The sequence below is a fragment of the Nonomuraea sp. NPDC049486 genome (genome assembly GCF_040676925.1).
In the GTDB taxonomy this organism is placed as follows: Bacteria; Actinomycetota; Actinomycetes; order Streptosporangiales; family Streptosporangiaceae; genus Nonomuraea; species Nonomuraea ferruginea.
Map to the genome: position 1 here is coordinate 153,537 of NZ_JBFAPV010000004.1, position 25,832 is coordinate 179,368.

At 71.1% G+C, this 25,832-nt stretch carries 24 protein-coding genes; 13 read left to right on the plus strand and 11 right to left on the minus strand.

The window, feature by feature from the left end:
- Positions 1-71: 71 nt before the first annotated feature.
- The 3 genes from katG to AB0K05_RS13170 all read right to left on the minus strand — a co-directional run bounded on the left by katG (position 72) and on the right by AB0K05_RS13170 (position 4,361).
- Positions 72-2,300 carry a catalase/peroxidase HPI gene (gene katG / locus AB0K05_RS13160; RefSeq protein WP_364229082.1) on the minus strand — a complete coding sequence of 743 codons (2,229 nt, stop codon included), beginning with the start codon at positions 2,298-2,300 and terminating at the stop codon, positions 72-74.
- Positions 2,301-2,314: 14 nt separating this feature from the next.
- Entirely contained in the window at positions 2,315-2,737 is a 423-nt protein-coding gene (locus AB0K05_RS13165; RefSeq protein WP_148035661.1) for a Fur family transcriptional regulator, read from the minus strand.
- Between the two features lie 70 nt (positions 2,738-2,807).
- Positions 2,808-4,361, minus strand: coding sequence for a hypothetical protein (locus AB0K05_RS13170; protein WP_364229085.1), 1,554 nt, complete (start codon positions 4,359-4,361; stop codon positions 2,808-2,810).
- On the opposite strand from AB0K05_RS13170, the gene AB0K05_RS13175 reads away from it, so the two are divergent.
- Together AB0K05_RS13175 and AB0K05_RS13180 are read left to right on the plus strand one after the other, a co-directional pair.
- Positions 4,348-4,779, plus strand: coding sequence for a hypothetical protein (locus AB0K05_RS13175; RefSeq protein ID WP_364229087.1), 432 nt, complete (start codon positions 4,348-4,350; stop codon positions 4,777-4,779). The genes AB0K05_RS13170 and AB0K05_RS13175 overlap by 14 nt on opposite strands.
- Entirely contained in the window at positions 4,770-5,360 is a 591-nt protein-coding gene (locus AB0K05_RS13180; RefSeq protein ID WP_364229089.1) for a hypothetical protein, read from the plus strand. Before AB0K05_RS13175 ends, AB0K05_RS13180 begins: the two co-directional genes overlap by 10 nt.
- Positions 5,361-5,370: 10 nt before the next feature.
- Here AB0K05_RS13180 and AB0K05_RS13185 read toward each other — a convergent pair whose 3' ends face one another.
- Positions 5,371-7,182 (minus strand): FAD-dependent oxidoreductase, encoded by a 1,812-nt coding sequence (locus AB0K05_RS13185; RefSeq protein ID WP_364229091.1) that lies wholly within the window; start codon positions 7,180-7,182, stop codon positions 5,371-5,373.
- Between the two features lie 84 nt (positions 7,183-7,266).
- Entirely contained in the window at positions 7,267-7,896 is a 630-nt protein-coding gene (locus tag AB0K05_RS13190; protein WP_246639889.1) for a TetR/AcrR family transcriptional regulator, read from the minus strand.
- Between the two features lie 88 nt (positions 7,897-7,984).
- Between AB0K05_RS13190 and AB0K05_RS13195 the strand changes: the two genes are divergently transcribed.
- Complete coding sequence (locus tag AB0K05_RS13195) at positions 7,985-9,313, plus strand: NAD(P)/FAD-dependent oxidoreductase (RefSeq protein ID WP_148035656.1); 1,329 nt, start codon at positions 7,985-7,987, stop codon at positions 9,311-9,313.
- Here AB0K05_RS13195 and AB0K05_RS13200 read toward each other — a convergent pair.
- The 3 genes from AB0K05_RS13200 to AB0K05_RS13210 are packed head-to-tail and all read right to left on the minus strand — an operon-like array spanning position 9,308 to position 11,413.
- The gene (locus AB0K05_RS13200; protein WP_364229094.1) at positions 9,308-10,051 is read right to left on the minus strand and encodes a class I SAM-dependent methyltransferase; all 744 of its coding nucleotides are present in this window, start codon (positions 10,049-10,051) and stop codon (positions 9,308-9,310) included. The genes AB0K05_RS13195 and AB0K05_RS13200 overlap by 6 nt on opposite strands.
- A 43-nt stretch (positions 10,052-10,094) precedes the next feature.
- The gene (locus AB0K05_RS13205) at positions 10,095-10,808 is read right to left on the minus strand and encodes an SRPBCC domain-containing protein (protein ID WP_148035655.1); all 714 of its coding nucleotides are present in this window, start codon (positions 10,806-10,808) and stop codon (positions 10,095-10,097) included.
- The gene (locus AB0K05_RS13210; protein WP_271275293.1) at positions 10,805-11,413 is read right to left on the minus strand and encodes a helix-turn-helix domain-containing protein; all 609 of its coding nucleotides are present in this window, start codon (positions 11,411-11,413) and stop codon (positions 10,805-10,807) included. The genes AB0K05_RS13205 and AB0K05_RS13210 overlap by 4 nt, the downstream gene beginning before the upstream one ends.
- A 179-nt stretch (positions 11,414-11,592) precedes the next feature.
- Here AB0K05_RS13210 and AB0K05_RS13215 point away from each other — a divergent pair, with 179 nt between their 5' ends.
- The gene (locus AB0K05_RS13215) at positions 11,593-12,369 is read left to right on the plus strand and encodes a hypothetical protein (protein WP_364229097.1); all 777 of its coding nucleotides are present in this window, start codon (positions 11,593-11,595) and stop codon (positions 12,367-12,369) included.
- A gap of 75 nt (positions 12,370-12,444) precedes the next feature.
- Positions 12,445-13,686: a DUF1266 domain-containing protein gene (locus tag AB0K05_RS13220; RefSeq protein WP_219545050.1), complete on the plus strand. Its 1,242-nt coding sequence runs from the start codon at positions 12,445-12,447 to the stop codon at positions 13,684-13,686.
- 3 nt (positions 13,687-13,689) lie between these two features.
- On the opposite strand, the gene AB0K05_RS13225 is transcribed toward AB0K05_RS13220, so the two are convergent.
- Positions 13,690-14,181 (minus strand): hypothetical protein, encoded by a 492-nt coding sequence (locus tag AB0K05_RS13225; protein WP_364229099.1) that lies wholly within the window; start codon positions 14,179-14,181, stop codon positions 13,690-13,692.
- Between the two features lie 189 nt (positions 14,182-14,370).
- Between AB0K05_RS13225 and AB0K05_RS13230 the strand changes: the two genes are divergently transcribed.
- From AB0K05_RS13230 to AB0K05_RS13265, 8 genes are all read left to right on the plus strand, one after another.
- Positions 14,371-15,246: a helix-turn-helix transcriptional regulator gene (locus tag AB0K05_RS13230; protein ID WP_364229101.1), complete on the plus strand. Its 876-nt coding sequence runs from the start codon at positions 14,371-14,373 to the stop codon at positions 15,244-15,246.
- Between the two features lie 83 nt (positions 15,247-15,329).
- Positions 15,330-15,893 carry a DUF305 domain-containing protein gene (locus AB0K05_RS13235; RefSeq protein ID WP_271275297.1) on the plus strand — a complete coding sequence of 188 codons (564 nt, stop codon included), beginning with the start codon at positions 15,330-15,332 and terminating at the stop codon, positions 15,891-15,893.
- Between the two features lie 53 nt (positions 15,894-15,946).
- On the plus strand, positions 15,947-16,648 hold the full coding sequence (locus tag AB0K05_RS13240) for an FCD domain-containing protein (protein WP_219545052.1): 702 nt from the start codon (positions 15,947-15,949) through the stop codon (positions 16,646-16,648).
- A 17-nt stretch (positions 16,649-16,665) separates the two neighbouring features.
- Complete coding sequence (locus AB0K05_RS13245; RefSeq protein WP_364229104.1) at positions 16,666-17,916, plus strand: ABC transporter substrate-binding protein; 1,251 nt, start codon at positions 16,666-16,668, stop codon at positions 17,914-17,916.
- Positions 17,916-18,743: a sugar ABC transporter permease gene (locus AB0K05_RS13250; RefSeq protein ID WP_148035647.1), complete on the plus strand. Its 828-nt coding sequence runs from the start codon at positions 17,916-17,918 to the stop codon at positions 18,741-18,743. Before AB0K05_RS13245 ends, AB0K05_RS13250 begins: the two co-directional genes overlap by 1 nt.
- Entirely contained in the window at positions 18,740-19,549 is an 810-nt protein-coding gene (locus tag AB0K05_RS13255) for a carbohydrate ABC transporter permease (RefSeq protein WP_364229106.1), read from the plus strand. The genes AB0K05_RS13250 and AB0K05_RS13255 overlap by 4 nt, the downstream gene beginning before the upstream one ends.
- On the plus strand, positions 19,549-22,644 hold the full coding sequence (locus tag AB0K05_RS13260; RefSeq protein ID WP_364229108.1) for a glycoside hydrolase family 38 C-terminal domain-containing protein: 3,096 nt from the start codon (positions 19,549-19,551) through the stop codon (positions 22,642-22,644). The genes AB0K05_RS13255 and AB0K05_RS13260 overlap by 1 nt, the downstream gene beginning before the upstream one ends.
- Positions 22,631-23,857, plus strand: a complete 1,227-nt coding sequence (locus AB0K05_RS13265) for an enolase C-terminal domain-like protein (RefSeq protein WP_271275300.1) — start codon at positions 22,631-22,633, stop codon at positions 23,855-23,857. The genes AB0K05_RS13260 and AB0K05_RS13265 overlap by 14 nt, the downstream gene beginning before the upstream one ends.
- A gap of 150 nt (positions 23,858-24,007) precedes the next feature.
- Here the strand turns inward: AB0K05_RS13265 and AB0K05_RS13270 are convergent, their stop codons facing one another.
- Both AB0K05_RS13270 and AB0K05_RS13275 read right to left on the minus strand, forming a co-directional pair.
- The gene (locus AB0K05_RS13270) at positions 24,008-25,279 is read right to left on the minus strand and encodes a hypothetical protein (RefSeq protein WP_364229110.1); all 1,272 of its coding nucleotides are present in this window, start codon (positions 25,277-25,279) and stop codon (positions 24,008-24,010) included.
- Positions 25,276-25,677, minus strand: coding sequence for a peptidase inhibitor family I36 protein (locus AB0K05_RS13275; RefSeq protein ID WP_219545060.1), 402 nt, complete (start codon positions 25,675-25,677; stop codon positions 25,276-25,278). The genes AB0K05_RS13270 and AB0K05_RS13275 overlap by 4 nt, the downstream gene beginning before the upstream one ends.
- Between the last annotated feature and the right edge of the window lie 155 nt (positions 25,678-25,832).

The following is a 25,832-nucleotide window of genomic DNA, read 5'->3' on the forward strand; positions in this document are numbered from 1 at the left end:
TGATGGATGCCGGTGAGTGACTGACCGGAGAACGTCCAGGCCGGCCGTGTGGGCCGGCCTGGACGGTCGGATCAGGACAGGTCGAACCGGTCGAGGTTCATGACCTTGTCCCACGCCGCGACGAAGTCGTTCACGAACTTCTCCTTCGCGTCGTCGCACGCGTACACCTCGGCGAGCGCGCGCAGCTCGGAGTTCGAGCCGAAGACCAGGTCGGCGCGGCTACCGGTCCACTTGACCTCGCCCGTCGCGGAGTCGCTGCCCTCGAACGCGTTGGCGTCGCCGGCGACCGGCTTCCACGTCGTGCCCAGGTCGAGCAGGTTGACGAAGAAGTCGTTGGTCAGCCGGCCCGGGGTGTCGGTGAGGACGCCGAGCTGCGACTGCCCCTGGTTGGCGCCCAGGACGCGCAGGCCGCCGACGAGGACCGTCATCTCGGGGGCGCTCAGGGTGAGCAGGTTGGCCCGGTCGAGCAGGAGGTACTCGGCCGGCAGGCGGTTGCCCTTGCCCAGGTAGTTGCGGAAACCGTCGGCGGACGGCTCCAGCACGGCGAACGACTCGACGTCGGTCTGCTCCTGCGACGCGTCGGTGCGGCCCGGCGTGAAGGGCACCTGGACGTCGTAGCCGGCGTCCTTGGCGGCCTTCTCGACGGCGGCGGCTCCGGCGAGCACGATCAGGTCGGCGAGCGAGATCTGCTTACCGCTGGTCTGGGAGCCGTTGAACTCCTTCTGGATCCCCTCCAGGGTGCCCAGCACGTTCGCGAGCCGGTCGGGGTCGTTGACCTCCCACCCGATCTGCGGCTGCAGGCGGATGCGCGCGCCGTTGGCGCCGCCGCGCTTGTCGCTGCCGCGGAAGGTCGAGGCCGACGCCCACGCGGTGGACACCAGCTCGGAGACCGACAGGCCCGAGGCGAGGACCTTCGCCTTGAGCGCGGCGACGTCCTCGTCACCGACCAGCTCGTGCGTCACCGCCGGCACCGGGTCCTGCCACAGCAGCGTCTCGGCCGGGACCTCCGGGCCGAGGTAGCGGGAGGCGGGGCCCATGTCGCGGTGGGTCAGCTTGAACCAGGCGCGGGCGAAGGCGTCGGCGAACTCCTCGGGGTTCTCGTAGAAGCGCCGCGAGATCGGGCCGTAGATCGGGTCCTCGCGGAGCGCGATGTCGGTGGTCAGCATTGACGGCGCGTGGCGCTTCGACGGGTCGTGGGCGTCGGGGATCGAGTCCTTGCCGGCGCCGTGCTTCGGCCGCCACTGGTGGGCGCCGGCCGGGCTCTTGGTCAGCTCCCACTCGTAGCCGAACAGGTTCCAGAAGAAGTTGGTCGACCACCGCGTGGGCGTCGAGGTCCAGGTGACCTCCAGGCCGCTGGTGATCGTGTCGCCGCCCTTGCCGCTGCCGTAGGTGCTCTTCCAGCCCAGGCCCATCTGCTCGATGGGGGCGGCCTCGGGGTCGGGGCCGACGTGGTCGGCGGGGCCGGCGCCGTGGGTCTTGCCGAAGGTGTGACCGCCCGCGATCAGGGCGACCGTCTCCTCGTCGTTCATCGCCATCCGGCGGAACGTCTCCCGGATGTCGCGGGCCGCGGCCAGCGGGTCGGGGTTGCCGTTCGGGCCCTCGGGGTTGACGTAGATGAGGCCCATCTGGACGGCGCCGAGCGGGTTCTCCAGCTCGCGGTCGCCGGTGTAGCGCTCGTCGCCCAGCCAGGTGGACTCGGGGCCCCAGTAGACGTCGTCCTCGGGCTCCCAGACGTCCGCACGGCCGCCGGCGTAGCCGAACGTCTTGAAGCCCATCGACTCCAGGGCGACGTTGCCGGCCAGGACCAGGAGGTCGGCCCACGAGAGGTTCTTGCCGTACTTCTTCTTGACCGGCCACAGCAGGCGGCGGGCCTTGTCGAGGTTGGCGTTGTCAGGCCAGCTGTTGAGCGGCGCGAAGCGCTGCTGGCCGGCTCCGGCGCCGCCGCGGCCGTCACTGATGCGGTAGGTGCCGGCGGCGTGCCAGGCCATCCGGACCATGAACGGGCCGTAGTGGCCGAAGTCGGCGGGCCACCAGTCCTGCGAGGTCGTCAGCAGCTCGGCGATGTCGCGCTTGACGGCCGGGAGGTCGAGGCTCTTGAACGCCTCGGCATAGTCGAAGTCCTCGCCGAGAGGGTTGGCCACGGCGGGGTTCTTGGCAAGGATCTTCAGGTTGAGGCGGTCCGGCCACCACTGGTGGTTTCCGCCACCCTGCGTCGGGTGCGGCGCGCGGTGTGCGACCGGGCAGGCGCCTTCGCCCTCCGTCTTGGGGTCGGTGACGATCGCATCATGGTTCTCGGTCATGGGAGTCCTTCGGATCAGGCGGTGGAACAGTCGGGGCACCGGCCCCAGAAGATGACCTCGGCTTCGTCGATCGAGAAGCCGTGGTCGTCGGACGCGCTCAGGCATGGCGCGTGGCCGACCGTGCAGTCGACGTCGGCGACGGCGCCGCACGAACGGCACACGATGTGGTGGTGGTTGTCCCCCACGCGCCCCTCGAACCGGGCCGCGCTGCCGGCCGGTTCGATGCGCCGTACGAGCCCGGCGGCGGTGAGTGCGTGGAGGGCCTCGTAGACAGCCTGGAGAGAGATGTGGCCTACACGATCGCGCACCCCCGAGGCGATGGTCTCGACATCGAGATGGTCACCGTCCCGGACGGTCTCGAGCAGTGCGACCCGGGCGGCCGTGACCCTCAGGCCGGCCCCGCGCAGCTCCTCGGCGGTGGTCTTGGGTGCGGTCATGGTGGTCAACCTACTGACTAAACCTGAACGATACAAGTTAATGAAGGACCCAAGTTTGGTGAACTTCCGGTCATGAGCGCTTCCGGAGGCGTCCGGTCGTCAGGTCCAGGGCGTGGACGCGATCACTGGTGTCGCGGACGAGGAACCGCCCCTTCTCGGTCCAGCCGAGACCGGCGGCGAGGTACTCGTCGCCGAATTCCGGCTCGACGCTGGACACGCGCGTGCCGGTGTTCGAGTCGTAGGTCTCGACGCGTATCAGGCCCAGGACGATCACGAGGCGGCGGCCGTCCGGAGAGAGGTGGTACGTGTCCCCGACGAAGTTCTTGCCGAGCTTCCGGGCAGGGAGGCGCATCCGCGTCCTGCCCCGGTGGTCGAGGACGAGCACTCCGGCCGGTGTCGTGGCGACGATGCCGGCCAGGCTGAGGTCGTGCACCCGCCGAACTCCGGGGATCGACACCGTGGTCCAGGTCTGGGTGTCGATGATGCGTGCGCCTTCCTTGACCAGGGCGACATATCTGTTCTGGCGGGCGAATGTGGCCGTGGGCACCGCGGCGTCGGCGAGAGGGCCGGTGAGAGGGCGGATGTTCCCGGCGTCCTGGTAGACCATGCGGCGATCGCGCCTGCCCAGGTAGACGACGGCCTTTCTGTTCTGGCTGCGGGCGAAAGGCGGCTTCGTGGGCGCCTTGCCTTTCCTGCTGATGTACGGGGCGGCCTGGGGAAATGGCTCACCGTTGACTTGCCATGACTGGCAGGGGTCGTCCAGCAGGTCGTTCAGCGCGCAGGTGGGAACGGTCAATTTCCGTGCTGTCGTGAATGCGGCCGTCCCGTCGGGAACCGATTTCGGCAATGTGTATTCGGGCAGAATCCGTTCCGGTGCCTGGCCGGGGGTGAGCAGCGCGCCCGACAGGACGATCGCGGTTCCCGCGAGGTAAAGAGAGCGGGTCGACCAGTGGCCGATGGCCAGTTCGGCGGGGGACGCCCCGGCCGGAGGGCGAGGGGCGGGTTCACGGGTGAGGTGCCGCACGGCCAGCGCGACGGCGAGGACGGCGGTCGTGCGGGCCAGGACTTCCGCCGTGAACTCCCGGTCCACCACGAAATAGGCGCATACCGCGAGGGAGCCCGCCAGGCTGAGCTGCCAGGTCGTCCGATAGATCTCCGTCTGGAGCGCGGGTTGTCGCGCGTGGCACAGAACGCTGACCGCACACCAGCCCAGCACCAGATAGAACGGGTCATCGGTGAGGAGGACCAGTGGGACGGCGGGAACGAGAGTGATCAGCCGCCACCGCCGCCGCTCGGCGAAATGGTCGATGATCCGGCGGGCGTCGGCTGATGTGACGGTCAGGCCGGTCAGTTCGGCGAACCTGCTGAGCCGCTCCCGGGTGACCGGCGCGAGCGCCACCAGGATGGCGATCGTCGTGACTATCCAGGTGATCATCGGCGGTGTCGTCACGACTTGCCACCATATAAGGTTCTTTCTCGTGGGTTCGGATGAAATATGGGAGCGATTCGGTATCGCCTCGTGGCGTGCCCATCTGGCGCGATTACGACTCGTCGTCGCCGCAGGACTTTCGCTCACCGTTTTCGCCGCGGCCTTCTGGTGGTCGGGGGCGATGACGCCGCGCATCACCTGGGAACCTGAGCCGTTTTTTGCCAGGGCTCACGTGGACGAGAGCGGCATCCTGAGCGTCAGGCTCGAAATCGCAATGGAAAACGAGGGAATAACCCCCTTCGTCCTCACAGGTTTGTCGATGAACATTCCCGGCCTGCGCCTTCTTCCCGCGGAAGAGACGGAAGAGATCGAAGTGGACGCCGGAGGCCGGGAGTGGCTGACCAGGCAGATCGCCATCACCGACTGCGCGGCGGTGCCGCACGAGCCTCGGCCGGTCAGCTTCACCTATAGCACCTGGATGGGCTCTGGTTCGGCGGAGGCGATGTGGGGCCCCTGGTGGATGTCGAACACCGCCGGAGGAGTGCCTGTCGCCTGGCAGCGAGCACTCGCTGTAGACGCCTGCAGCAAGGCGGTGAGCGGGGAATGGTTCTGACGCTCCCGTACGAGGAAGGTCCCGCGGGTCTCCGCCCGCTCAAGCGGATCGTCGCCGGTCTCGTCATCGTGTACTGCGCCCTTCGCGTCAACGACTTCGACCTGCTGCTGAACCCTCTCGGCTGGGCGATGTGCGCGACCCCGCTGCTCCTGCTGCGGCGATCGGCCGGGGACCCCTTCGACCTGGCCAGGACCTCGGTCCTGGCCATGGTCTGCCTGTCGGCGGTCGCCGTGTTCGCCGGCTGGGTGGGGCCGAGCCTCGGGTCCACGCCCTCTCCCGTCGTCGAACTGATCGGCGTCGCCGAGGGAGTGGGCGGGCTGGTCGCCGTCTGGCTGATCACCGACGCCGTCATCAGGAGGATCCGGTCGTACGGGATCGCCTCCGGGGTGGCGGTCCTCGACGTGCTGCGCTGGGTCGTGGTCGGGCTGGGCGCGCTCGGCACGCCGGCCGGTCTCGGTTACACCGCGCTGGGGCCCGTCGTGGCGGTCGGCTGGTTCGCGTGTCTCGCCGCACTGCTCCTGATGCTCTACCGGTCGGCCAAGCTTCCGTACGCGGCATCCGTACGGAAGCTCGGGGAATGATCCGAAGGTTTCACGGCCAGTACGGGGCGAGGATGTCGAACTTGTTCGGCAGGCCCAGCTGGTAGCGGATGTCGTCCAGGTCGTAGAGGGACTTGAACTCCTTCGGCAGGTAGAGGTCGTACAGCCTGGCCTTGGTCGCCGAGGAGCCTGCGGCGTCGAGGATGGCGTTGGCGGTCTTGCGGCCGGCCTCGTTGCCGCCCTCCATGGTCGCCAGGTTGATGTTGTTGCGGACGTAGTCGGCGGCCAGGTAGAAGTTCGGGATCCGGGTGGTGGCCTCGGGACGGTTCGCCCAGGAGCTCGGGGAGTTGATGAGCAGCGGCTCGTCGTTGGCCACCGCGGGGGTGCCCTCGCCGCTGATCGCGGGGTCGACGAACCAGCTGTGTACGAGCGAGTCCGGCAGCAACTGGTTGCCGTTGGGGGTGACGGCGCGGATCTGGGCCAGCACCTCCTGGACGATCTCCGGGCGGGTGCACTGCTTGGCGGTCTTCCCGAACAGGATGCCCGGACTGTTCCAGTCGGACAGGTCGATCGACAGGCAGTCCTTGGCCACGCCGTCTCCGTAGGCGGCGGGGAAGTCGGTCGTCCAGAACTGCGCCTGGCTGATCGAGGTGAGCGCCCACGGGGTGCCGGCGTAGACCAGGTGGCCCTCGACGATCGGCGTGGGCTGCTTGAGGTAGATCATGACGCCGTTCATCCAGTCCGTCTCCAGGTGGCTCAGGCGGGCCAGCTGGGGGTCGGCGGACTTCATGGAGGACGACAGGAGCGGCATGACCCGCTCGATCGGCATCGCGGCCACGTAGTGGTCGGCGGTGACGGTGCCGGCGGCGCCGGTGGGGTCGGTCACCCGCGCGCCGGTGATCCGCCCGCCGGAGTGGTCGAAGCCGGTGGCGGACCAGCCGACCTTGAACTGGACGCCGAGCCCGGTCAGGTAGTCGATCCAGGGGTTGATCCACACGTCGTTGGACGGGCCGTTGAGCACCTGGTCGGGCGGGCCGTACGGGCCGAGCCCGAGGCCGCTGTAGAGGAGCGCCTCGAACATCATCGCGATCGTGCGGGTGTTGGCCCTGTCGGGCTGGGCGGCCACCAGGGAGGCGGTGAACATCCTGGTCAGCAGCTCGCGGTACTCGACCGACATGATGTCGGACTTGGTGAAGTCGGAGAAGCTCATGTTCTCCCACTGGCCGAGCTTCCGGCGGGGGCCGCTGGTGATGAAGGTGATCATCTTCGACAGGAAGAAGTTGATCTGCGTGAGCGGGATGGTGGTGCCCGCGATGATCGCGCTCCGTAAGAAGTCCTGGATGACCTCCGGGGTGAGCCCGTTGCTCAGTTCGCTGGGGATGGGGACGCGCAGGAACTTCTTCCGGTAGGCGATGGCCGTGAGGCTGGCGGCCACCAGGTTGTCGCGCACGGTGCCCGAGCCGAACGGGATGCGGCTCATCGTGTCCGGCAGGTTCTGGTAGAAGCCGGGGAAGAACCGGAAGCCGTGCTCGCCGGGCAGGTCCTTGCGCCCGCCGGTGGCGGTGCCCGGCACCGGGATGCTCCTGGACTTGCCGCCGAGGACCTTGCGTTCGTACACCGTGACCTGGAAGCCGCGCTCGGCCAGCTCGTGGGCGGTGCTCAGGCCGCCCATGCCGGCGCCGAAGATCGCCACGTTGCGGCCGGTGACACTGCTCTTGAGCAGGGCGGGAGCAGCCGCTCTGGCGCCTTCGGCGCCCCATAACGGCCCGGCCGCCGCTCCTGCTGTCGCGGCCAGCGCGCCGGTGACGAACCTCCGCCGGTTGATCCCGCCCTGACCGTTGTCCCGGGTCTCCTGCTCTGCCATGGTGCGGCCTCCGCTCACCGTTTAGCTAACCGACACAGCTGTTGGTTCAGCTAGGCGAGACGATGAACGCGTGGATCACTCTTGTCAAGACGCGGATGTGCGCCCAGGTGTGTGGGAAAGACCGTTCCACAGCACGAGCATGGCGGCGTCGACGAGTTGCTCGCGCGGCATCTGCGGGTTTCTCGCCCACCACTGGGCGAGGCCGTCGGTGCCGGAGATGAGCAGCTCGACCACGGCGTGGGCCGCGTCGGTGTCGGGGTCGAGGCCGAGGTTGCGCAGGTCGCGGCCGAGCATGACGGCGACCGAGCGGGTGCGGGCCTCGCGGATGCCCCAGCGCACGGCCTTGATCTCCGGGTCGTCCTCGTCGGTGTGGTCGAACAGCAGGCGGCGCGCGGCCGGCCAGTCCTCGGAGAAGCTGAAGTAGGCGTCGAGCGTGGCGCGCAGGCGGCGGCCGGGCGAGCCGGTGCCGGTGATGCGGGCGCCGATGTGTTCGACCAGGCGCGCGTTCTGTTCCTGCAGGACCGTGATGAGCAGCACCCGCTTGGACGGGAAGTGGTCGTAGAGGACCGAGCGGGTCACCCCGGCCGCGGCCGCGATCTCTTCCATGGCGGTGGCGTGGTAGCCGCGGGCGGCGAAGACCTCCAGAGCCGCCTCGGTGATGCGGGCCCGACGGGCCGAGCCCCGCATGCGTTTCTTCGGCTCCTGGATCGCCATGCCCGGCAGCCTACCCCCGACCCGTTGACGCCGCGCCGCTGCGGGCATAAAACCGACACTAGAGTCGGTTAGCGCGCCAGGAGGCCCGATGCCAGAGCATGCGGACGTCGTCATCGCCGGAGCACGCTGCGCGGGTTCGTCCACCGCGGCAGCCCTGGCGCGGCGCGGATGCAAGGTGATCGTCGTGGACCCGGCGCGGTTCCCCTCCACCACGGTCTCCACCCATCTGCTCTTCGCGTCGGGGGTCGCCGAGTTATCCAGGGTCGGCGCCCTGGAACGGGTGGAGAAGATCGGCGCGCCCAAGCTCTCCCGCGCCTTCGTCGGCGGCCCCGGCCACGCCGCCTCCGGCCGCTACACCCCGATCGACGGCATCGACTACGGCCTGTGCGTGCGGCGGACCGCGCTGGACGCGGCCCTGGTCGAGACGGCCCGCGAGGCCGGCGCCGAGGTCAGGGAAGGCCACCGCGTCGTCGACCTCCTGTGGGAGGGCGGCCGGGCCGTGGGCGTCAAGGTCAGCGAGCGCGGCGGCCGGGAGTACGAGGTGCGCGCCAACCTGGTCGTCGGCGCCGACGGGCGCCGCTCCACCGTCGCCCGGCTGGCCGGCGCCGAGCGGCCGCGCGCGTTCCACGCCAACGGCCGGGCCTGCTACTACGCGTACTACGAGGACCCGCGGGAGGAGTGGCGCACGACCGCGGCGATGTGGCTGACCGGGCGGGAGCTGGGCAACGCCTTCCCGTGCGACGGCGGGCTGACGATGGTGCTGCTGATGCCGCCGGCCGAGCGGGCCGCCGACTTCAGGGGCGACCTGGAGGCGGAGTTCGCCCGTACCGTCGGGCTGGTGCCGGGGCTGGCCAAGCGCCTTGAGGGGTGTACGAAGGCGACCAAGATCGTCAGCTCGGCGGCGCATCCGTCGTACTTCCGGACCTCGGCGGGGCCCGGCTGGGCGCTGGTCGGCGACGCCGGGCACTTCAAGGACCCGGTGACGGCGCAGGGCATCCGCGACGCCCTCAGGTTCGGGAGGCTGCTGGGCGAGCGGGTCGCGGGCGTGGTGGACGACGCGGCGGCCGTCGACGAGGCGACCCGGGCCTGGGAACGGTCGCGTGACGCGCAGTGCCTGATCATGTATCACTGGACGAACCTGCTCGGGCGCGGCGACGGGCTCGCGTACGTGCAGATAGAGCTGTTGCGAGGGCTGACCGAGGGGCCCGGCGGGGTCCGGCGGATCCTGGAGGTCTACTCCAGGATCCGCGACCCGCGCGAGACGCTGGCCATGGGCGGCATGATCAAGGCGGTCGCCCGCGCCCTGCGCGACAACCCGCGCTCCCGCCTGGCCGTGCTGAAGGCGACGGCCGAGACGCTGCGGGAGATCGCCGGGCATCACGACGAGGCCAGGCGGCTGCTCCGCCCCGCCTCATGACCGCCCGGCGGGGTCCGACGCGCTGACCGGTGCCGTCCCGGCTTGTGAAGGGTGTCCGGTGGTCATCGGCTCGGCCCCGCTCTGTGAGGGGTGGGCGATCAGCACGTAGCGTTCGTCGCTGATCGGGCGGCCCCACAGGGCCGGGTCGGTGAGCTGCTCGTGGTGGACCACCCGGGCGATCGGGGCGAGCGCCTGGGCGAGCCGCTCGGCGGGGACGCCGCCGAGCCAGGGCAGCGGGGGCGACGGCGACGCGTACGGGGTCTGCCCGGGGGCGTCCCAGCGGCCTTCGACCAGCACCAGCCGGCCGCCCGGCCGGAGCAGCCCCAGCCAGCGGCGCAGCGCGTCCTCGGGCGCGGGCAGGGTCCACATCAGATGGCGTACGAGGATCGCGTCGTAACGCGCGCCGGCCTCGACGGGCGGGTCGGCGGCGTCGCCGACGTGCAGGGGCACGCCGAAACCCGCCTGCTCCAGCTTCAGGCGGGCCTGGTCGATCATGCGCGGGGAGAGGTCGACGCCCGTGGGGCGGTGGCCCTGCCGGGCCAGGAGGAGGGTCAGCGAGCCCGTGCCGCAGCCCAGGTCGAGGATGTCGGAGGCCGCGCTGGGCAGCCACTGGGTGAGCCTCAGCCACCAGGCCGCGCGGACGTGCGGGCTGCGGAGACCGTGGTCGGGCTCCTGGTCGAAGGCGTCGGCTGATGAGTCCCAGTAAGTCGAGATGGGAGCGAGATCGGGTGTCGGCACCCGCGCAGTCTCGCAGCGGGCGCCGACAGTTTCCGCGCGGCGTTCAGGCGGCCGGGATGGACCGGCTCCACCAGGCGTTCCAGCGCGCCTCCAGGTCCGCGAACTCCTCGTCGGTCCGCCCGTACGTGGTCAGGATCATCATGGCGACCCCCTCGGGGTGGACCGGGACCGGCGGGGTGTGGGCGACCACGAGGAGACCGTCGCCCCAGCCGTCCACGGTGAGGCCGAGCTGGTGGTCGGAGCGGAACCAGACGGTGCCCGCGAGCGGCTCGCCGGTGGGGGCGGCGTGCTCGTACGGGGCGCCGGGGGCGAGGCCCGCGAGCGCGTCGAGACCGGCGGCGGCCAGCGGCGGGGTGGTGCCGTGGCCCGAGAGGAAGACGGTGCGCCGGTCGGCGCCGGGGTGGCGCTCCAGGGCGAACTTGAGCTGGTGGATGAAGGTGACCCAGCCCTCGTTGACGTCGTCGTAGTAGGCGTCCCACTCGGTGTCGCCGCTGAGCGGGGCGCGGGTCATGCGCAGGTGGGTGCGGCCCTCGCCGGCGTCGGTCAGCTCGAACCTGTCGCCGCCCTGGACCTCCATCCAGTGCTCCTGCGGCGACTCGGTGACGTGCTCGGCGTAGATGAAGTCGATCTCCTTGTCGAGGCCGTCGAAGTGCCAGCCGTGCCAGCGCCGGATCTGCTCCGGGTCGCGCAACGCCCGCCACACCTCCGCGACCGGCGCGGAGATGGTGACCTCGACGGTGAACCGCTCTTCCGTCATCTGCCTGGCTCCTTGTGTGGGGTGGGATGGCCGCCGGCGGTGAGGCGGTAGGGCCTGCCGCCGGCGGTGTCGTAGCGGGCCGCGACGCGGGAGACGGCCTCCGCCAGCTCGTCGGTGAAACGGTGCACGTCGCCGGGCTCGGCGAAGCGCACCTCGGCCTCCAGCGTGAAGGTCAGCAGGCGGACGCCCTGCCGGTCGGCCTCCGCGGCCATCCGGGTGACGTCGCGTACGGTGCCCGCGGCGACCTCGACCAGGTGCTCGGCGGCGTGGCGGTCGGCGATGCGGGCGAAGCCGGCGTCGACCTCGGACGGCTCGGCGGGGGAGCCGAGCACGCCGGGGTCGACGAGGAAGGCCTTGGCGGTGGCGCGCATGACGCGCTCGACGCAGCCGCGGCGGCGGCGCTCCTCGACGAGCTCGACCAGCTCCTCCTGCTCCAGCACCTTCAGGTGGTAGCCGACCCGCTGGCGCGGCATGTCGAGCTCGGCCGCGAGCTGCACCGCCGACGCGGGCTCGCGCAGGCGGGCGAGGAGCTGCCTGCGGATGGGCGTCAGGGCGACGCGCAGGCGCTCGGGCTCGTCCATGAGCGACATCTCGGTGGCTGCCATACGGCGATGAAACCAGTGGACAGTTTTTCCTGTCAATTGGACGAGTGTGCATTTTTCGCGATTGCGCCTGATACGTGGAGTTATGCACGGTAATGAGCAGGCCGCTGCCGCACCGTAGGGGACGAACATGAGCGGCGCTCGACCGATCGCCGCCGGAGATCTCATACGGGGTGAAATCCATGAACAGCATCAAGCGTGGCGTGGCTCGCGTGTCCCTGCTCGGCGGCCTGGCGGCCGGCGTGCTGGCCGCGACGCCCGCCGCGGGCAACGCCGTCGCCGGTGAGCCGACAGTCACCAGGAGCGGCGTCACCGTCACCATCACGGCGCCGAACATCGCCAGGGCCGACAACGTGACCGTCCAGGAGGTGAGCGGCCGGCTGCACGTGTTCGGCGGGGTCGTCGCCGGGACCGGCTGCACCACGGTCTCCGCCAACGAGGTGAACTGCGGCTCCGGCGTCACCACGGTCAACGCCGCCCTGGGCGCGGGCAACGACCGCTTCTCGTCGCTGGTCGGCGTGCGGGGGACCGTGGACGGCGGCACGGGCGGCGACGTCTTCCTCGCCGGGCGCGGCTTCCGCGGCACCGGTCTGACCTACGTGGGCGGCGGCGGCGCCGACACCGTCGACTACGGCTCCAGCGGCACCCCCGTGAAGGTGAGCAAGAACGGCGCCGCGGACGACGGCCGGCCCGGCGTCGACCTCGACAACGTCGCCTCCGACGTGGAGACCGTCCGCGGCACCGTCGGCGCCGACACGCTGACCGGGCACTCGGGCGCCGACACGCTGATCGGCGACCAGGGCGCGGACACCCTCGACGGCAAGGGCGGCGACGACGTGATCGACGCCCGCGACGTCCAGGGCACCAAGGACACCCTGGTCGACTGCGGCACCGGCACCGACCAGGCGTTCGCCGACCAGGCGGACGCCCCGGTGTCCTGCGAGACCGTCTCCAAGTAGAGAACCCGGAGCCCGGCACGAGAACTCCCGTGCCGGGCTTCGTCACATGATCCATTAAGTCGCTATATTTCGCCCATGCCTCCCCAGGACGAGACGCACGACGAGGTGCTCCCGAGCATGGACGACCCACCGGCAGGGGAACGGTGGCTCGCGCCCGCGCTCAGGGAGCAGCGGCTGTACGAGCTGTGCCGCGACGGCGGCGACGAGGCGCACCTGGCCTACCTGAGGATCGTCGCGGCGGAGGGGCTCTACCGGCCGGTGGCTCTCGGGCAGGCCGTGGGCAGCGACGGCGCCGCGCCGCTGCACGTGACCACGCTGCCGGACGGACGCCGGCTCGTGCAGGTGTACACGGTGGGCGTGCTGCCCCGGCCGCATCCCGACGTGGTGTACGAGTTCATCACGCTGCGGGGCCTGATCTCGCTCTGGCCGCGGGACGTACGCGTCCTCCTGGTCAACGGGGCGACGCCGTGCGCGCGGGCGTTCCTGGCCGGGGAGGACGAGCGGGAGACCTGGCTCGGGCTGCACGACGAGCTGTTCGAGCCCGACGGCACCTGCGACCGCATCGAGACCCGCCGCACCGGCATGCCGCACGACGAGGGCCTGCTGCGCGGCCTCGCGTGCGGAGCCCACCTGTGTTACGGCAACGGCGACGCCTGGAACACGCTGGACTGGCACGGCGCCGGCTACAGCAGCGAGGTCGAGCGGCTGGCCGGAAGCTGGGGGATCGACGGCCACGACAGCTGGCTGGACACCACGGAGCTGCTGCTCGCCGCCGAGCTCAGCCCGTGGGTGTGGGACTACGTGCTCGGCGCCCGCCTCTGGCTGGCCCAGGAGACGGGCGAGCGGCGCGTCGACCCGGTGGTGTGGCGCGACTGCGTCGAGCAGAGCATCCGCTCGCAGCTCCAGGACGAGGTCTCCGGCGAGGAGCTGGACGACCTGGCGGCGAGCCTGCGCGGGCTCGCGGGCAAGATCATGCGGTACGAGTCGCGCTTCCGGGCCGACGGCCTCCTCCCGCCCGACGGGTACGTGCGCACCGTCGCCGCCTGGGACCTGGGCCGCGCCACGATGGTGGCCCGGTGGGGCCGCGGCGCCCGTTACGCCGGCGAGCAGGAGCTGCACGCCGCGGTCGAGCGGGCGGGCAAGGCGGTGCAGGCCGCGTACGGTTCGTGGCCGGAGTTCTCGGCCGGCTACATCCTCGGCCGCTGCCTGCACTTCGACGAGGAGACGTTCGGCGACTGGTACACCACGGTCCTGGACGCCCACCGCGCCCTCCTGGCCGCCCCCGACAGCCCGTGGAACACGGTCCCCCTGCACTGACGGCTAGCCGCGGTCCGCGCCCCCGGCGCCGCTCGCGCACACGGTGGACCGGGTGTGGAAGAGGCCGTAGTGCTTGCCCCAGTAGATGCGGCCCGTCGCCATGACGCAGCCGCGCGAGATGTTCAGTCGGGCGGTGTCGGTGCGGCCGGTGTACCAGCCGCGCCTGGCCGTCGACTGCAGCTGGCCGTCACACCGGCCGAAAGCGCTGCTGGGGCGGGCACAGTGCTTCAGCATGATCGTCATGTGCTTCCTGGTGCCCCAGGTGGCGTTCGTGGAGTTGAGGTACGCGCAGGCGGTCGAGGTGCGGGAGTCGTAGAACACGTGGATGTACGCCGCCTTCAGCATCTCCCGCGTGTGGACCGCCTCGCGCATCACCCGCTTCCCGGAGCAGGTCGGCAACTGAGTGGACGACTGGGCGGACGACTGGGCGGACGCGGCGGCGGGCAGACCGGTCAGCGCGGCGGCGGCGACGAGCCCGACGATCAGGGATCGCATGATGTCTCCTCAAGGCTTCGGCTCGCACTGCTGTGCGAGCATGAGTGGTTCGCAAGACGCAGGTTGACCCCGGGCCGCTGGCGGGGCCAGAGGGTGCATGGCGTGCAATCGTGCGCGGCCTTGCACCCCTGGCTTCACCTGCGGTTCCACGGTCCGGCGAACAATTGCGGGAAGGGGGTGCGCGCCGGGATGGGGACGTTCGAGGAGCTCGTGGACCGGCTCGCCGCGGCGCTGGACGAGGCGGCGGAGGGCATCAGGGAGGCGCTGCGCTCGCGGGGACGCCCGCAGAAGTACCTGGCGAACCGGGTCGCCGACGCCAGCCCTTCGCTCATCTCCCGCTGGCTGTCGGGAGCCCGCCAGCTCGCCGACCGCAACCGCCTGCCCGGCGAGGAGGCGATGCGGCAGATCGCCACCGCGCTGGAGCTGCCTCCGGAGCGGGCCCGGACGCTGATCGCGCTCGGCCGCGGCATCGACGAGCTGCGCAAGCGGCTGGAGGGCGAGGAACGCGGCTGGCGGGCCAGGGCCGCCGAGCACCGCGGCCGCGAGGCCGCTCTCCAGCCCGCCCCGTCCCCCCGCAGGTCGGTGCCGCTCCTGACCGCCGCCGTCGCCACCGCGACGGCGGCGGTGATCTCCTTCCTGGGCGGGGTGCTCGCGGGCCGGAGCTGGGGCACCGAGCCGCCGCCGTCCGTCGCCGCCACCGTGACGGCCGGGCAGGGCGCCGGGGACCGTTGCAGCACGTGGGCCGACGCGGGCGACGGCGTCCAGCTGGAGGCGTGCGTACGGATCCGCGAGGGCCGCATGCTGATCAGGAGCCGGCTGCGCGGCCCGGTCGGCACCCGCGCGGACATGGTGGTGCAGGCGTACGACACGTTCCTGGAGAAGCCGGTCACCAAGGAGCTGAAGTGTCACCGGATGCACCTCACGTCGGAGGGCCAGATCCAGACGTGCGGCTGGCACGAGATCAGGCCGCCGTACGGGCCGGAGTACGCGGCGCGGGCCGGGTGGCGTGAGGCCGGTGACGGCCCGTTCGGCGGGCACGTGCTGAGCTCGGGCCTGCGCTGGTGAGGGCGGCGGGGCGCGTCCCTTGACGCACCGGGTTGGTATGCCCAAACCTGGGGAGTTTTCTTCTCCTAGCCAGGGGAGCGCCGGTGGGCGAGAGCACGATCCGGGGCCGCGGGGTGGCGCGCTGGCTCGCCGCCCTGGCGCTCCTGCTGGTGGCCGCCTGCGGGTCCGGCGACGCCGGTGAGCCGCCGGTGAACGCCGACGACGTGATGTTCGTCCAGATGATGGTTCAACACCACCGGCAGGGGATCGAGATGGCCGGGGTGGGCGCCGAGCGGGCGACCACGGAGGAGCTGAAGACGCTGGCGGCGGCCATCGTGAGCACGCAGCAGAGCGAGGTCGAGATGATGCTGCGCTGGCTGCACGCGTGGGGGCAGCCGATCACGCCGCCCGACGGGGCGCACGACCACCACGGCGGGCTGCCCGAGACCGACCGGAAGAAGATCGCCGCGCTCAGGTCGGCGAAGCCGTTCGAGCCGGAGCTGCTGAGGCTGCTCCTGGCCCATCAGGACGGGGCGGTCCAGATGGCCGCTCAGGAGGTCCGCGACGGCGTGAACCACGAGGCGACCCGCTGGGCGGCTCAGGTGCAGGAGTCGCGCAAGGCGCAGATCGAGCAGATGCGGCAGCTGCTCATCAAGGTCGCCGGCTAGGAAACAGCTTCCGCCATGGACACGTATGCGGATAAGTGATTAGATCACTTGATATGTCAGAGGTAGCACGGCCCACCCTCTCCGACGCGCTCACCGAGCGCATGCTGGAGCTCATCCGCGAGGGCGGGCACCGGCCCGGTGACCGGCTGCCTTCCACCCGAGAGCTGTCCCAGCGGTTCGCCGTCACCACGCCGACGCTGCGCGAGGCGCTGCGCAGGCTGGAGGCGACGGGCGCGATCGAGCTGCGGCACGGGTCCGGCATCTACGTCGGCGCCGCCATCGAGCGGCTCGTGCTGCCCAACCCCAACATGCGCGCGATGCACGCGCCCAAGCTGCTCGACCTGCTGGGCGCGCGCATCGTCATCGAGCCGCCGCTGGCCGCGATGGCCGCCGGGCACGGCACCGAGGCGGAGCTCACGGCGCTCAAGCGGGTCCTCGCGGACGCGGAGGCCCACCTGCGCGGCCAGGACGCCGAGTTGCACGACGCCAACATGACCTTCCACCGGGCCACCGCCCGGATGGCGGGCAACACCGTCCTGCACGAGGTCGTCGACTCGCTGCTCACCGTCCACGCGGCCGAGCAGCAGGCGATCCTGCAGATCTTCGACGACCGCCGGCGCGACTACGAGGAGCACCTGGCGATCCTCCAGGCGATCGAGGCGCGCGACGCCGCGGCGGCCGAGGAGCGCATGCGGGCCCACCTGGTGGACGTGAAGACGGTCATCGAGCAGAGGTTGCACCACCCCCCCGAATGATCAAGGAGGCCGGGAACATGGTCCGGTCACGAGTGGCCACGATCGGCGTGGCAGCCGTCCTTCTCCCCGCCTGCGGCGGGAACGGCGCCGAGGCGCCGAAGCAGAAGACCGAGCTGACCCTCTACAACGACAAGGGCGCCTGGAGCGAGTACTTCGAGCAGATGGGGGCCCTGTCCAAGCAGTCCGTCGGCCTGAGCATGAAACCGACGGGCTACACCGACTCCGCGCAGTATCAGGCGTTCATCAAGGCCTCCTTCCGCACCAACGTCAAGCCCGACCTCTTCACCTGGCAGACCGGGGGGATGCTGGCGGAGATCGTCAAGCAGAAGCAGGTCGCCGACACCACCGCGATCTGGCAGGAGGCCGTCGCGAACGGCGACCTGCCGCAGGACCTGGCCCCCTACTTCACCGTCGACGGCAAGCAGTACTGCGTGCCGCTGAACGTCGCGTACTGGGGCATGTTCTACAACAAGAAGATCTTCGACGAGCACGGGCTGCGGCCGCCCGAGACCTGGGACGACCTGGTCAAGATCGCCGACACCCTGAAGCAGAAGGACGTCAAGGCGTTCTACCACACCAGCGTGCTGTTCTCGTTCGTCTGGTTCGAGCAGCTCATGGCCGGCATGGACCCCGACCTGTACGACCGGCTGTCCACCGGCCAGGCCAAGTACACCGACCCGGGTGTGGTCGCGGTGATGCGGAAGTGGAAGGAGCTCATCGACGCCGGCTACTTCATCAACCCGGGCGACAAGACCGACCCCGGTGACGTGCTGAAGAACGGCAAGGCGGCGATGGTGTCGTTCGGCACCTGGTTCAACACGAGCATGACCCAGCGCGAGATGAAGGCGGGCGAGGACTACGGCTTCTTCGTCATCCCCAACGTCGACGCCTCGCTCCCCAAGACGTCGATGATCTTCGAGAGCGGCCCCCTCTGCTCCCTCGCCGAGGCGCCCGACCCGGCGGCCAGCGCCAAGTACCTCAAGTGGTGGACCACCGCCGAGGCGCAGGAGAAGTGGGCCACCGCCCGCGGCGACGTGAGCGCCAACCCCAAGGTGGAGATCGCCGACGAGGCGCTCGGCCAGGTCACCAAGGACGCGGGCAGCGGCGAGTACCGCCTGGTCAACCGCTACTTCGAGGCCACCCCGCCGCCCATCCTGACCGCTGCCCTGGACGGTTTCTCCAAGTTCGTCACCGACACGAGCACGCTCCAGGAAGTGCTGGAAACCATCCAGAAGGAGGCCGACGAGTACTGGAGCACGCACCAGTGATGCTCGGGCGGTTCAGGTACGGGTACGTCGCGCCGGCCGCGTTGCTCGTCGCCGGATTACTCTATGCGCCGTTCGTGTGGACGGCGTACCTGAGCCTGACCCGGTACGACGGGCTCGCGCCGGCGGAGTGGGTCGGCCCGGCCAACTTCGTCAAGCTGCTCGACGACCCCGTCCTGCTCACCTCGGTGCGCAACACGCTGATCTGGGTGATCGGCACGATGGTGCTGCCGGTCGGGCTGGGCCTGCTCGTCGCCGTGCTCTCGTACGACATCAAGGGCGGCGGGTGGTACCGGCTGCCGTTCATGCTGCCGTACGCGCTCAGCGGCGCCGGGCTGGCCCTGGTGTGGAGCCCGATCCTGTCGCACGACGGGGTGGCCAACAACCTGCTCGGCGTCGACACCGCCTTCTTGCAGGAGGCGCCGCACAACACGATCGCGATGCTGCTGGTGTGGACGTGGCAGCAGCTCGGCGTGAACACGCTGCTGTTCGTCGTCGGGCTGCAGTCGATCCCGAAGGAGCCGATCGAGGCGGCCAGGCTGGACGGGGCGTCCGGGTGGCAGCTGTTCCGGCACATCATCTGGCCGCTGATGCGCCCGCTGACGGCGGTCGTGGTCGGGCTGGCGCTGGTGGCGAGCCTGAAGACGTTCGACATCGTCTGGGTGCTGACGCAGGGCGGGCCGGGCCGCAACTCCGAGACGCTCGCGGTGACCATGTACAAGGAGACGTTCGTGGCCAGCGACTACGGCTACGGCTCGGCGGTGGCGGTCGTGCTCACCGTGGTGACCGGGCTGGCGTCCTACCTCTACCTCAGGAGGCAGGTGCGATGATCCGGCGTGCCGTGCTGATCGTGCTCGGCCTGATCTGGCTCGGGCCGACCTACCTGCTGCTGGTGAACGCCTCCCGGCCGGCGGACTCCTACGACCCGTCGCGGGCGTGGGCGCCGCCGGAGGACTTCTCGCTGGTGACCAACTTCCTGCGCGCGCTGGACAGCGCCGACCTGGGCGCCAGCCTGGCCAGCACCGCGCTCTACAGCGTCGTCTCGCCCGCGCTGGGCGTGCTCGTCGGCGCGCTGGCCGGCTACACGATCGTGGTGCTGCGGCTGCGGCACGGGTTCTGGTGGTTCCTGCTGATCTTCGGCGGCACCGTCTTCCCCGCGCAGATGCTGCTCGTGCCGCTCTTCGTCGGCTACAGCGACGCCGGACTGTACGACAGCCGCCTCGGGATGATCCTGATCTACACGGCGATCAACGTGCCGCTGGCCGCGTTCGTGCTGCGCAACTTCTACACCGGGGTGGCGTTCTCGATCTTCGAGGCGGCCCGCATGGACGGCGCGTCCACGTTCCGCATCTTCTGGCGGATCTACCTGCCGCTGTCGACCAGCGCGCTGGCGGCCGTGTTCATCCTGGAGTTCACCTTCATCTGGAACGACCTGATCTTCGGCCTGACGCTCACCCAGACGGCCGAGGTGCGTCCGGTCATGACCGCCCTGGCCGGGCTGATGACCGACGTGTACGCCGGGACGCCGGTCCCGGTCGGCCTGGCGGCGGGCCTGGTGGTCTCGCTGCCCACGGTCGTGCTGTTCCTCGCCACCCAGCGGCTGTTCGCCCGTGGCCTTTCTCTAGGGAGTGTGTGATGACGAGCCGGTTGCTGCAGCGGAGCCTCGGTTCCCCGGACTACGACGGGATCCGGCAGGCGCTGCGCACCGACACCTCGACGCCGGTGATCAGCCTGCGCGGGCTGGAGGTGCGGGTGGCGGTGCTGCCGCTGTTCACCCACGACGGCCGCCAGGCGGTCCGGGTGTCCAGCACGGTGCCGCTGACGCACGTGCTGGTCGGCGTCGACAGCGCCTCAGGCACGGACGTGACGCTGCTGGTGCCGGAGGTGGACGGGCCGCGCACGCTGACGCTGGAGTGCCGCGACGACGCCGGGGTGGTCGGCACCGCCCAGGTGACGGTCACGCCGCAGCGCAAGTGGACCGTGTTCGTGGTGCACCACTCGCACCTCGACATCGGCTACACCGACCCGCAGGGCACCGTGCTCCGCCACCATCTCGACTACCTGGACGCGGCCGTGCGGCTGGCCGACGAGACCGCCTCCTGGCCGGACGACGCGAAGTTCCGGTGGACGGTCGAGTCGTCGATGCTCGCGCTGAAGTGGCTGGACGCGCGCCCGCCCGAGCAGGTCGACCGGTTCGCCGAGCTGGCCCGCGAGGGCGTCATCGAGGTCACCGCGCTGCCGTTCCAACTGCACACCGAGGCGTGCTCCACCGAGGAGCTGTACCGCCAGCTCCGCTTCACCACCAGGCTGGAGCGCGCGTACGGGTTCGCCACCCGGTCGGCCATGCACACCGACGTGCCGGGCGCGGTCGTCGGCCTGATCGACGCGCTGTCGTCGGCCGGGGTGCGCTACCTGGCCGCGGCGCACAACTGGGCCGGCCGGTCCGTGCCGTACCTGCACGGCGGGGAGAAGCTGACCCGGCCGTTCCGCTGGCGGGCGCCGAGCGGGAACGAACTGCTCGTGTGGTTCACCGACACCCCGCACGGCATGGCGTACATGGAGGGCAACACGGTCGGGCTGACCGACTCCTACGAGCTGGCCGACGACCTGCTGCCGCGCTACCTGGCCGCGCTGGCCTCGCGCGGCTACCCGTACGGGCCCGGCACGTTCGGGTGGCAGGGGCCGGACGCGCCGCGCGAACCGTACGAGCTGGACGTGCTGCACCTGCGGGTGCAGGGCGCGCACGCCGACAACGCCGGGCCGTCGATCGTGCCGGCGTCGATCGCCCGCCGGTGGCGCGAGCAGTGGGCGTGGCCGCGGCTGCGGTCGGCGGTCAACAGCGACTTCTTCGACCACGTGGCCGAGCACCACCACGACCGGCTGGCCGTGCACGAGGGCGACTGGACCGACTGGTGGGCCGACGGGCTCGGTTCGGGGGCGCGTCCGCTCGGGTACGTGCGGCGGGCCCAGGCCGCGCTGCGCACCGCCGAGACGCTGCACACGCTGGCCGGCGCGGACGCCACCGAGCAGGTGGACGCGGCCTACGACAAGGTGGCGCTGTTCAACGAGCACACCTGGGGCGCGGCCAACCCGTGGGAGGACGCCGAGGAGGCGGGCGACTCGGGCGGGCTGCAGTGGACGCGCAAGTCGTCCGGCGCCTACGACGCCCAGGACGACGCGGCGGACCTGCTCCAGGCCGCCACCCGCCACTTCGCCGCCGCGCTGACCGGCGCGGAAGAGCCGACCGCCGTGCTGGACGGCGGCACCGGAGGGCCGGCCCTCGCCGGGATCGGCGTCGCGTCAGGGGACGGCGCCGCTCCCGGAGAGGGCGCGCTCGCGGCCTTCGCGGTGTTCAACCCGGGCACCGCGCGGCGGACCGACGTGGTGCGGACGTTCCTGCCCAGGGACGTGGTGGCGGTGGACGTGCCGATCGCGCTGGTGGACGCGCGCACCGGGGAGCGGTTGCCGCACCACGAGGAGTACGTGGACCCCGACGACTGGCCGACCCGGCCGATCGGGCGGCACATCCACGCCGTGGTGCCCGACCTTCCCGGGTACGGGTACGTACGGCTGGATGTCGTCAGAGGCGAGACCCAGGCGCCGGAACCGGTCGAACCGGACCTCGGCGGAGTGATCGAGAACGAGTTCTACCGGGTGACCTACGACGTCCGCGAGGGCTACATCGCCTCGGTCTTCGACAAGAAGGCCGGCCGGGAGCTGGTCAACCAGGACGCCGCCGCCGGGTTCGGCCAGTACGTCTACGACCGCTACGCCACCGCGCCGCACTTCAACCATCTGTCCGGGCACGTCGGCGCGCACGACCGCACCCTCCTCGGCGACCGCGCCATCGCCGGCAACGCCACGATCGTCAGGGCCCAGCGGACCGCCGTCGGCGAGAAGCTGGTCGTCGAGTTGCGGGGCAAGGGCGTCGACTGGCTGCGCACCACGGTCGAGCTGCACCACGGCGTGCCCCGGCTGGACCTCACCTACCAGCTGGCCAAGCAGGGCACCCCGGCCAAGGAGGCGGTCTTCCTGGCCTTCCCGTTCGCCGCCGGTGAGGCCACCGCGTGGGAGCTCACGGGCGGCGTGGGCGGCCCCGACGTGCCGAGCGTGCCGGGCTCGGCCGCGTACATGCTGCCCATGCGGCACTGGATCGCGTTCGACGACCCCGAGCTGACCGTCGCCTGGGCCACGCTGGAAGCGCCGCTGGTGCAGCTCGGCACCATCCACATGCCGTACGCGCCGTTCCCGCCGACGCTGGACGAGGAGCCGGGCACGGTCTACTCGTGGGCGCTCAACAACATCTGGGACACCAACTTCCCCGCGCAGCAGCAGGGCGAGACCACCTTCCGGTACGCGGTCCGTTCGGCGGCGGGCGTGCCGGGCAGGCGGCTGGGAGCGCTGACCGCGGCGGGGCTGACCGAGCCGTTCACCGGCGCGCTGCTGCCCTCCCTGTCGGCAGAGCCGGCGCGCGTGTACGTGTCGGTGGATCATCCGGACGTGCTGGTCACCTCGCTCGGTCAGGCGGGCGGCGAGCGGGTCGTGCGGCTGCGGTCGCTGGCCGCCGAGCCGGTCGAGGTGACCGTCGAGCTGCCCGGACTGCGTGCCGCCCGGGTGAGCGCGGGGCTGGACCGCGCGGCGGAGCCGCTTCAGGTGACGGGCGAATCGGTCAAGGTGCGGATCCCCGCCTGCGGGGTCGCCGCGGTTTGGGGGACTTGTGAAGATCGTTGACATCCGGGCCACCACGGTCGCCGTGCCGCTGGAGGCCCCGCTGCGGCACAGCAACGGCGCACACTGGGGTCGCTTCGTGCGCACGATCGTCGAGGTCGAGGCCGACAACGGGCTGGTCGGGCTGGGCGAGATGGGCGGCGGCGGGGAGAGCGCGGAAGCGGCGTTCCGCGGCCTGCTGCCGTACCTGCGCGACCACGACCCCTTCCAGCTGGAGACGCTCCGCTTCAAGATCGCCAACCCGACGGCGTCGCTCTACAACAATCGGACCCAGCTGCTGGCCGCCATCGAGTTCGCCTGCCTCGATCTCATCGGGCAGCAGCTCGGGGTCGCGGTCTGCGACCTGCTGGGCGGGCGGATCCGCGACGAGGTGCCGTTCGCCTCGTACCTGTTCTTCCGCTACGCCGCCGACGGCTTCGCCGAGGTGCGCACGCCCGAGCAGCTCGTCGAGCACACGCGGGCGCTGAAGGCGGCGCACGGGTTCACCGTCCACAAGCTGAAGGGCGGCGTGTTCCCGCCGGACTACGAGCTGGAGTGCTACCGCGCGCTGGCCGCCGCCTTCCCCGGCGACAGGCTCCGGTACGACCCGAACGCGGTGCTGTCGATGGCCGAGGCCCTGCGGTTCGGGCAGGCCATCGAGTCCCTGGACAACGACTACCTGGAGGACCCGGTCCTCGGACTGGAGGGGCTCCGGCTGGTGCGGGAGCGGGTCCGGGTGCCGATCGCGACCAACACCGTGGTGGTCAACTTCGAGCAGCTCGCCGCGAACGTGCTGCGCCGCGGGGCGGACGTGGTGCTGCTCGACACCACCTTCTGGGGCGGCGTCCGGGCGTGCGTGAAGGCGGCCGGGGTGTGCGAGACGTTCCAGGTGGACGTGGCCGTGCACTCGTCCGGCGAGCTGGGCATCCAGCTCGCGACCATGCTGCACCTCGGCGCGGTGCTGCCGAACCTCACGTACGCCGCCGACGCCCACTACCACCAGCTCCGCGACGACGTGATCGAGGGAGGCAAGCTGGCCTACTCCGGAGGCGCCATCCCGGTGCCGTCGGGGCCGGGGCTCGGCGTGCGGCTCGACCGCGACCGGGTGGCCCGCTACGCCGAGCTCTACAAGCGCGAGGGCGGCTACCCCTACGACCGTGACCCGGGGCGGCCCGGCTGGTTCGCTCGGGTGCCGAACCAGCACTTCGCCGACCCGGCCGTCCCGGCGGAACTCTGAGCTTCGCCGTCCCGGCGGAGCCGGACCCCTCATACGTCGGCCCTGCCGTACGTCGGCCCTGCCGTACGTCGGCCCTGCCGTACGTCGGCCCTGCCGTACGTCGGCCCTGCCATACACCGGTCCGGCCGTTCCGCCGGTGTTTCCCGGCGTCTACCTCGTTCTGGCCGAGTTGGGGCGGTGACGTTTGGGCTTCGCCGTCTTGGCGGAGCCGTGGCGCCTCACCGGTTTGGCCGTGTGACGTTGCAGGAGGGTGGTGGCTCGCTGGACGCGCTCGTTCAGGTCGGCGCGCAGGAGGGCGAAGCGGCCCGCGTGCTTGTGGACGAGCGCCCGCTGGAGCGCGGCGTCGGCCGCGAACCAGCGGGCCACCAGCCCCGACGACCACTTGCACACGACGTCGGCCACGGCCGTGCGCTTCTCGTCGGCGCTGATCGCGCGCTTGTCGAGGTCCCACCGGGGATCGCCGATCGCCGCCTCCGGTGACGGGTACGGGTGGCCCGCGTCCCGCATGCAGGCCACCCATCCCATGATCGCCTCGCGGACCTGGGGCCGCGTCGAGGAGCGTTCGAGGGTACGCGTGTCCCGCTGGGCCAGCCAGTGCCACGGAGCCCGCTCCGAAGGCGCGAGCCGCTCCGCCGCCCGCCCCTCGCACCAGGGCAGCACGTACAGATGACGGCGGGCCTTCTCGCCCCGCCGAGCCTCCCCCGAACGGCCGTCCCTCCGCGCCGCACCCGAGCGCCCGGTCGTCTCGGCCTGGCGGGCGGCACCCGAGCGGCCGGTCGTCTTGGCCTGGCGGGCGGCACCCGAGCGGCCGGTCGTCTTGGCCTGGCGGGCGGCACCCGAGCGGCCGGTCGTCTTGGCCTGGCGGGCCGCACCGGAGCGGCCGGTCGTCTCGGCCTGGCGGGCCGCACCGGAGCGGCCGGTCACCTCGCTCCGGCGGACCTTCCCCGAGCGGCCGGTCGTTTCGGCCGTGCGTGTCTTTCCCGAGCCGACCTGGCGGACCGTACCTGAGCGGTCGGTGGTACGGGTCTTCCTGGAGCTGCTTGTCGTTTCGGAGCGGTCGGTCCGGCGGGTTTTCCCCGCGCCGTCGGTCTTCCCAGGCTCGGCCGGTTCGTCTGTGGTGGGGAGGTGGTAGCCGAAGCGGTGGGCCTGGTCGTGGTCCACGACGCCGTAGCGGCGCGAGTTGCGCGGGTCGGGCGGGGCCGGCAGGAGCCGGCGGGAGATGCCGCGGCGCTTGAGGCAGCGGGAGACCAGCGAACGGTGGGCGGTGTCGAGCAGCGCCCGCTGGCCCGGCGTGGGCTTGTAGGCGTCGAACGGCAGCAACAGGTCCTCGGCCGAGGCGACGGCGGGCTCCTCAGGAAGCGGCGCGTGCGTGCACCCGGCCGCCAGCGACAGCGCCAGACCCAGGGCGAGGAGCCGGTTCACCGGCACCAGATGTCGAGCGAGCTGACGCGGTTGTTGCCGATGGCGTTGTTGGCCAGGAAACCGTCGCCCGTGGCGTGGTCCAGCGTGCTGTGGGCGCCGGTGAAGTAGGGGTTCTGCCAGAGCGTCACCGGGCAGCCGAGCCGGTTTCTCGCCGAGCTGGTCGCGTTGTCCATGGTGTGCCAGGAGTCGGTGTAGTCCCATTTCAACCACGTGTCGTCGGCCAAGTTGGTGTCGTCGTGGACGAAGTCGCGCCAGAGGTCGACCTGGCTGCGGTTGAACGCGAAGCCCGCGTACAGGCAGACCCGGCCCTGGAAGCAGGCCCCGCCCGGGCTCGCCTCCGCCACGCCGGGGACGATCAGGGCGAGCAGGACGGCGGCCACGACGGTGGACAGCCTCAAGAGGACCTCCTTGGTCAGTGCGTTCCCGGGGATGTCGCTAACCTAGCGTGCGCGTACGCATACTCCAGGTCATGGCGCGTGTCTTCCGGTAAAGCCGGTGGCGTAATCCGCAATGGTCGTGTCATTGACGCCCCGAAGGCCCGGCCCAAGCATGG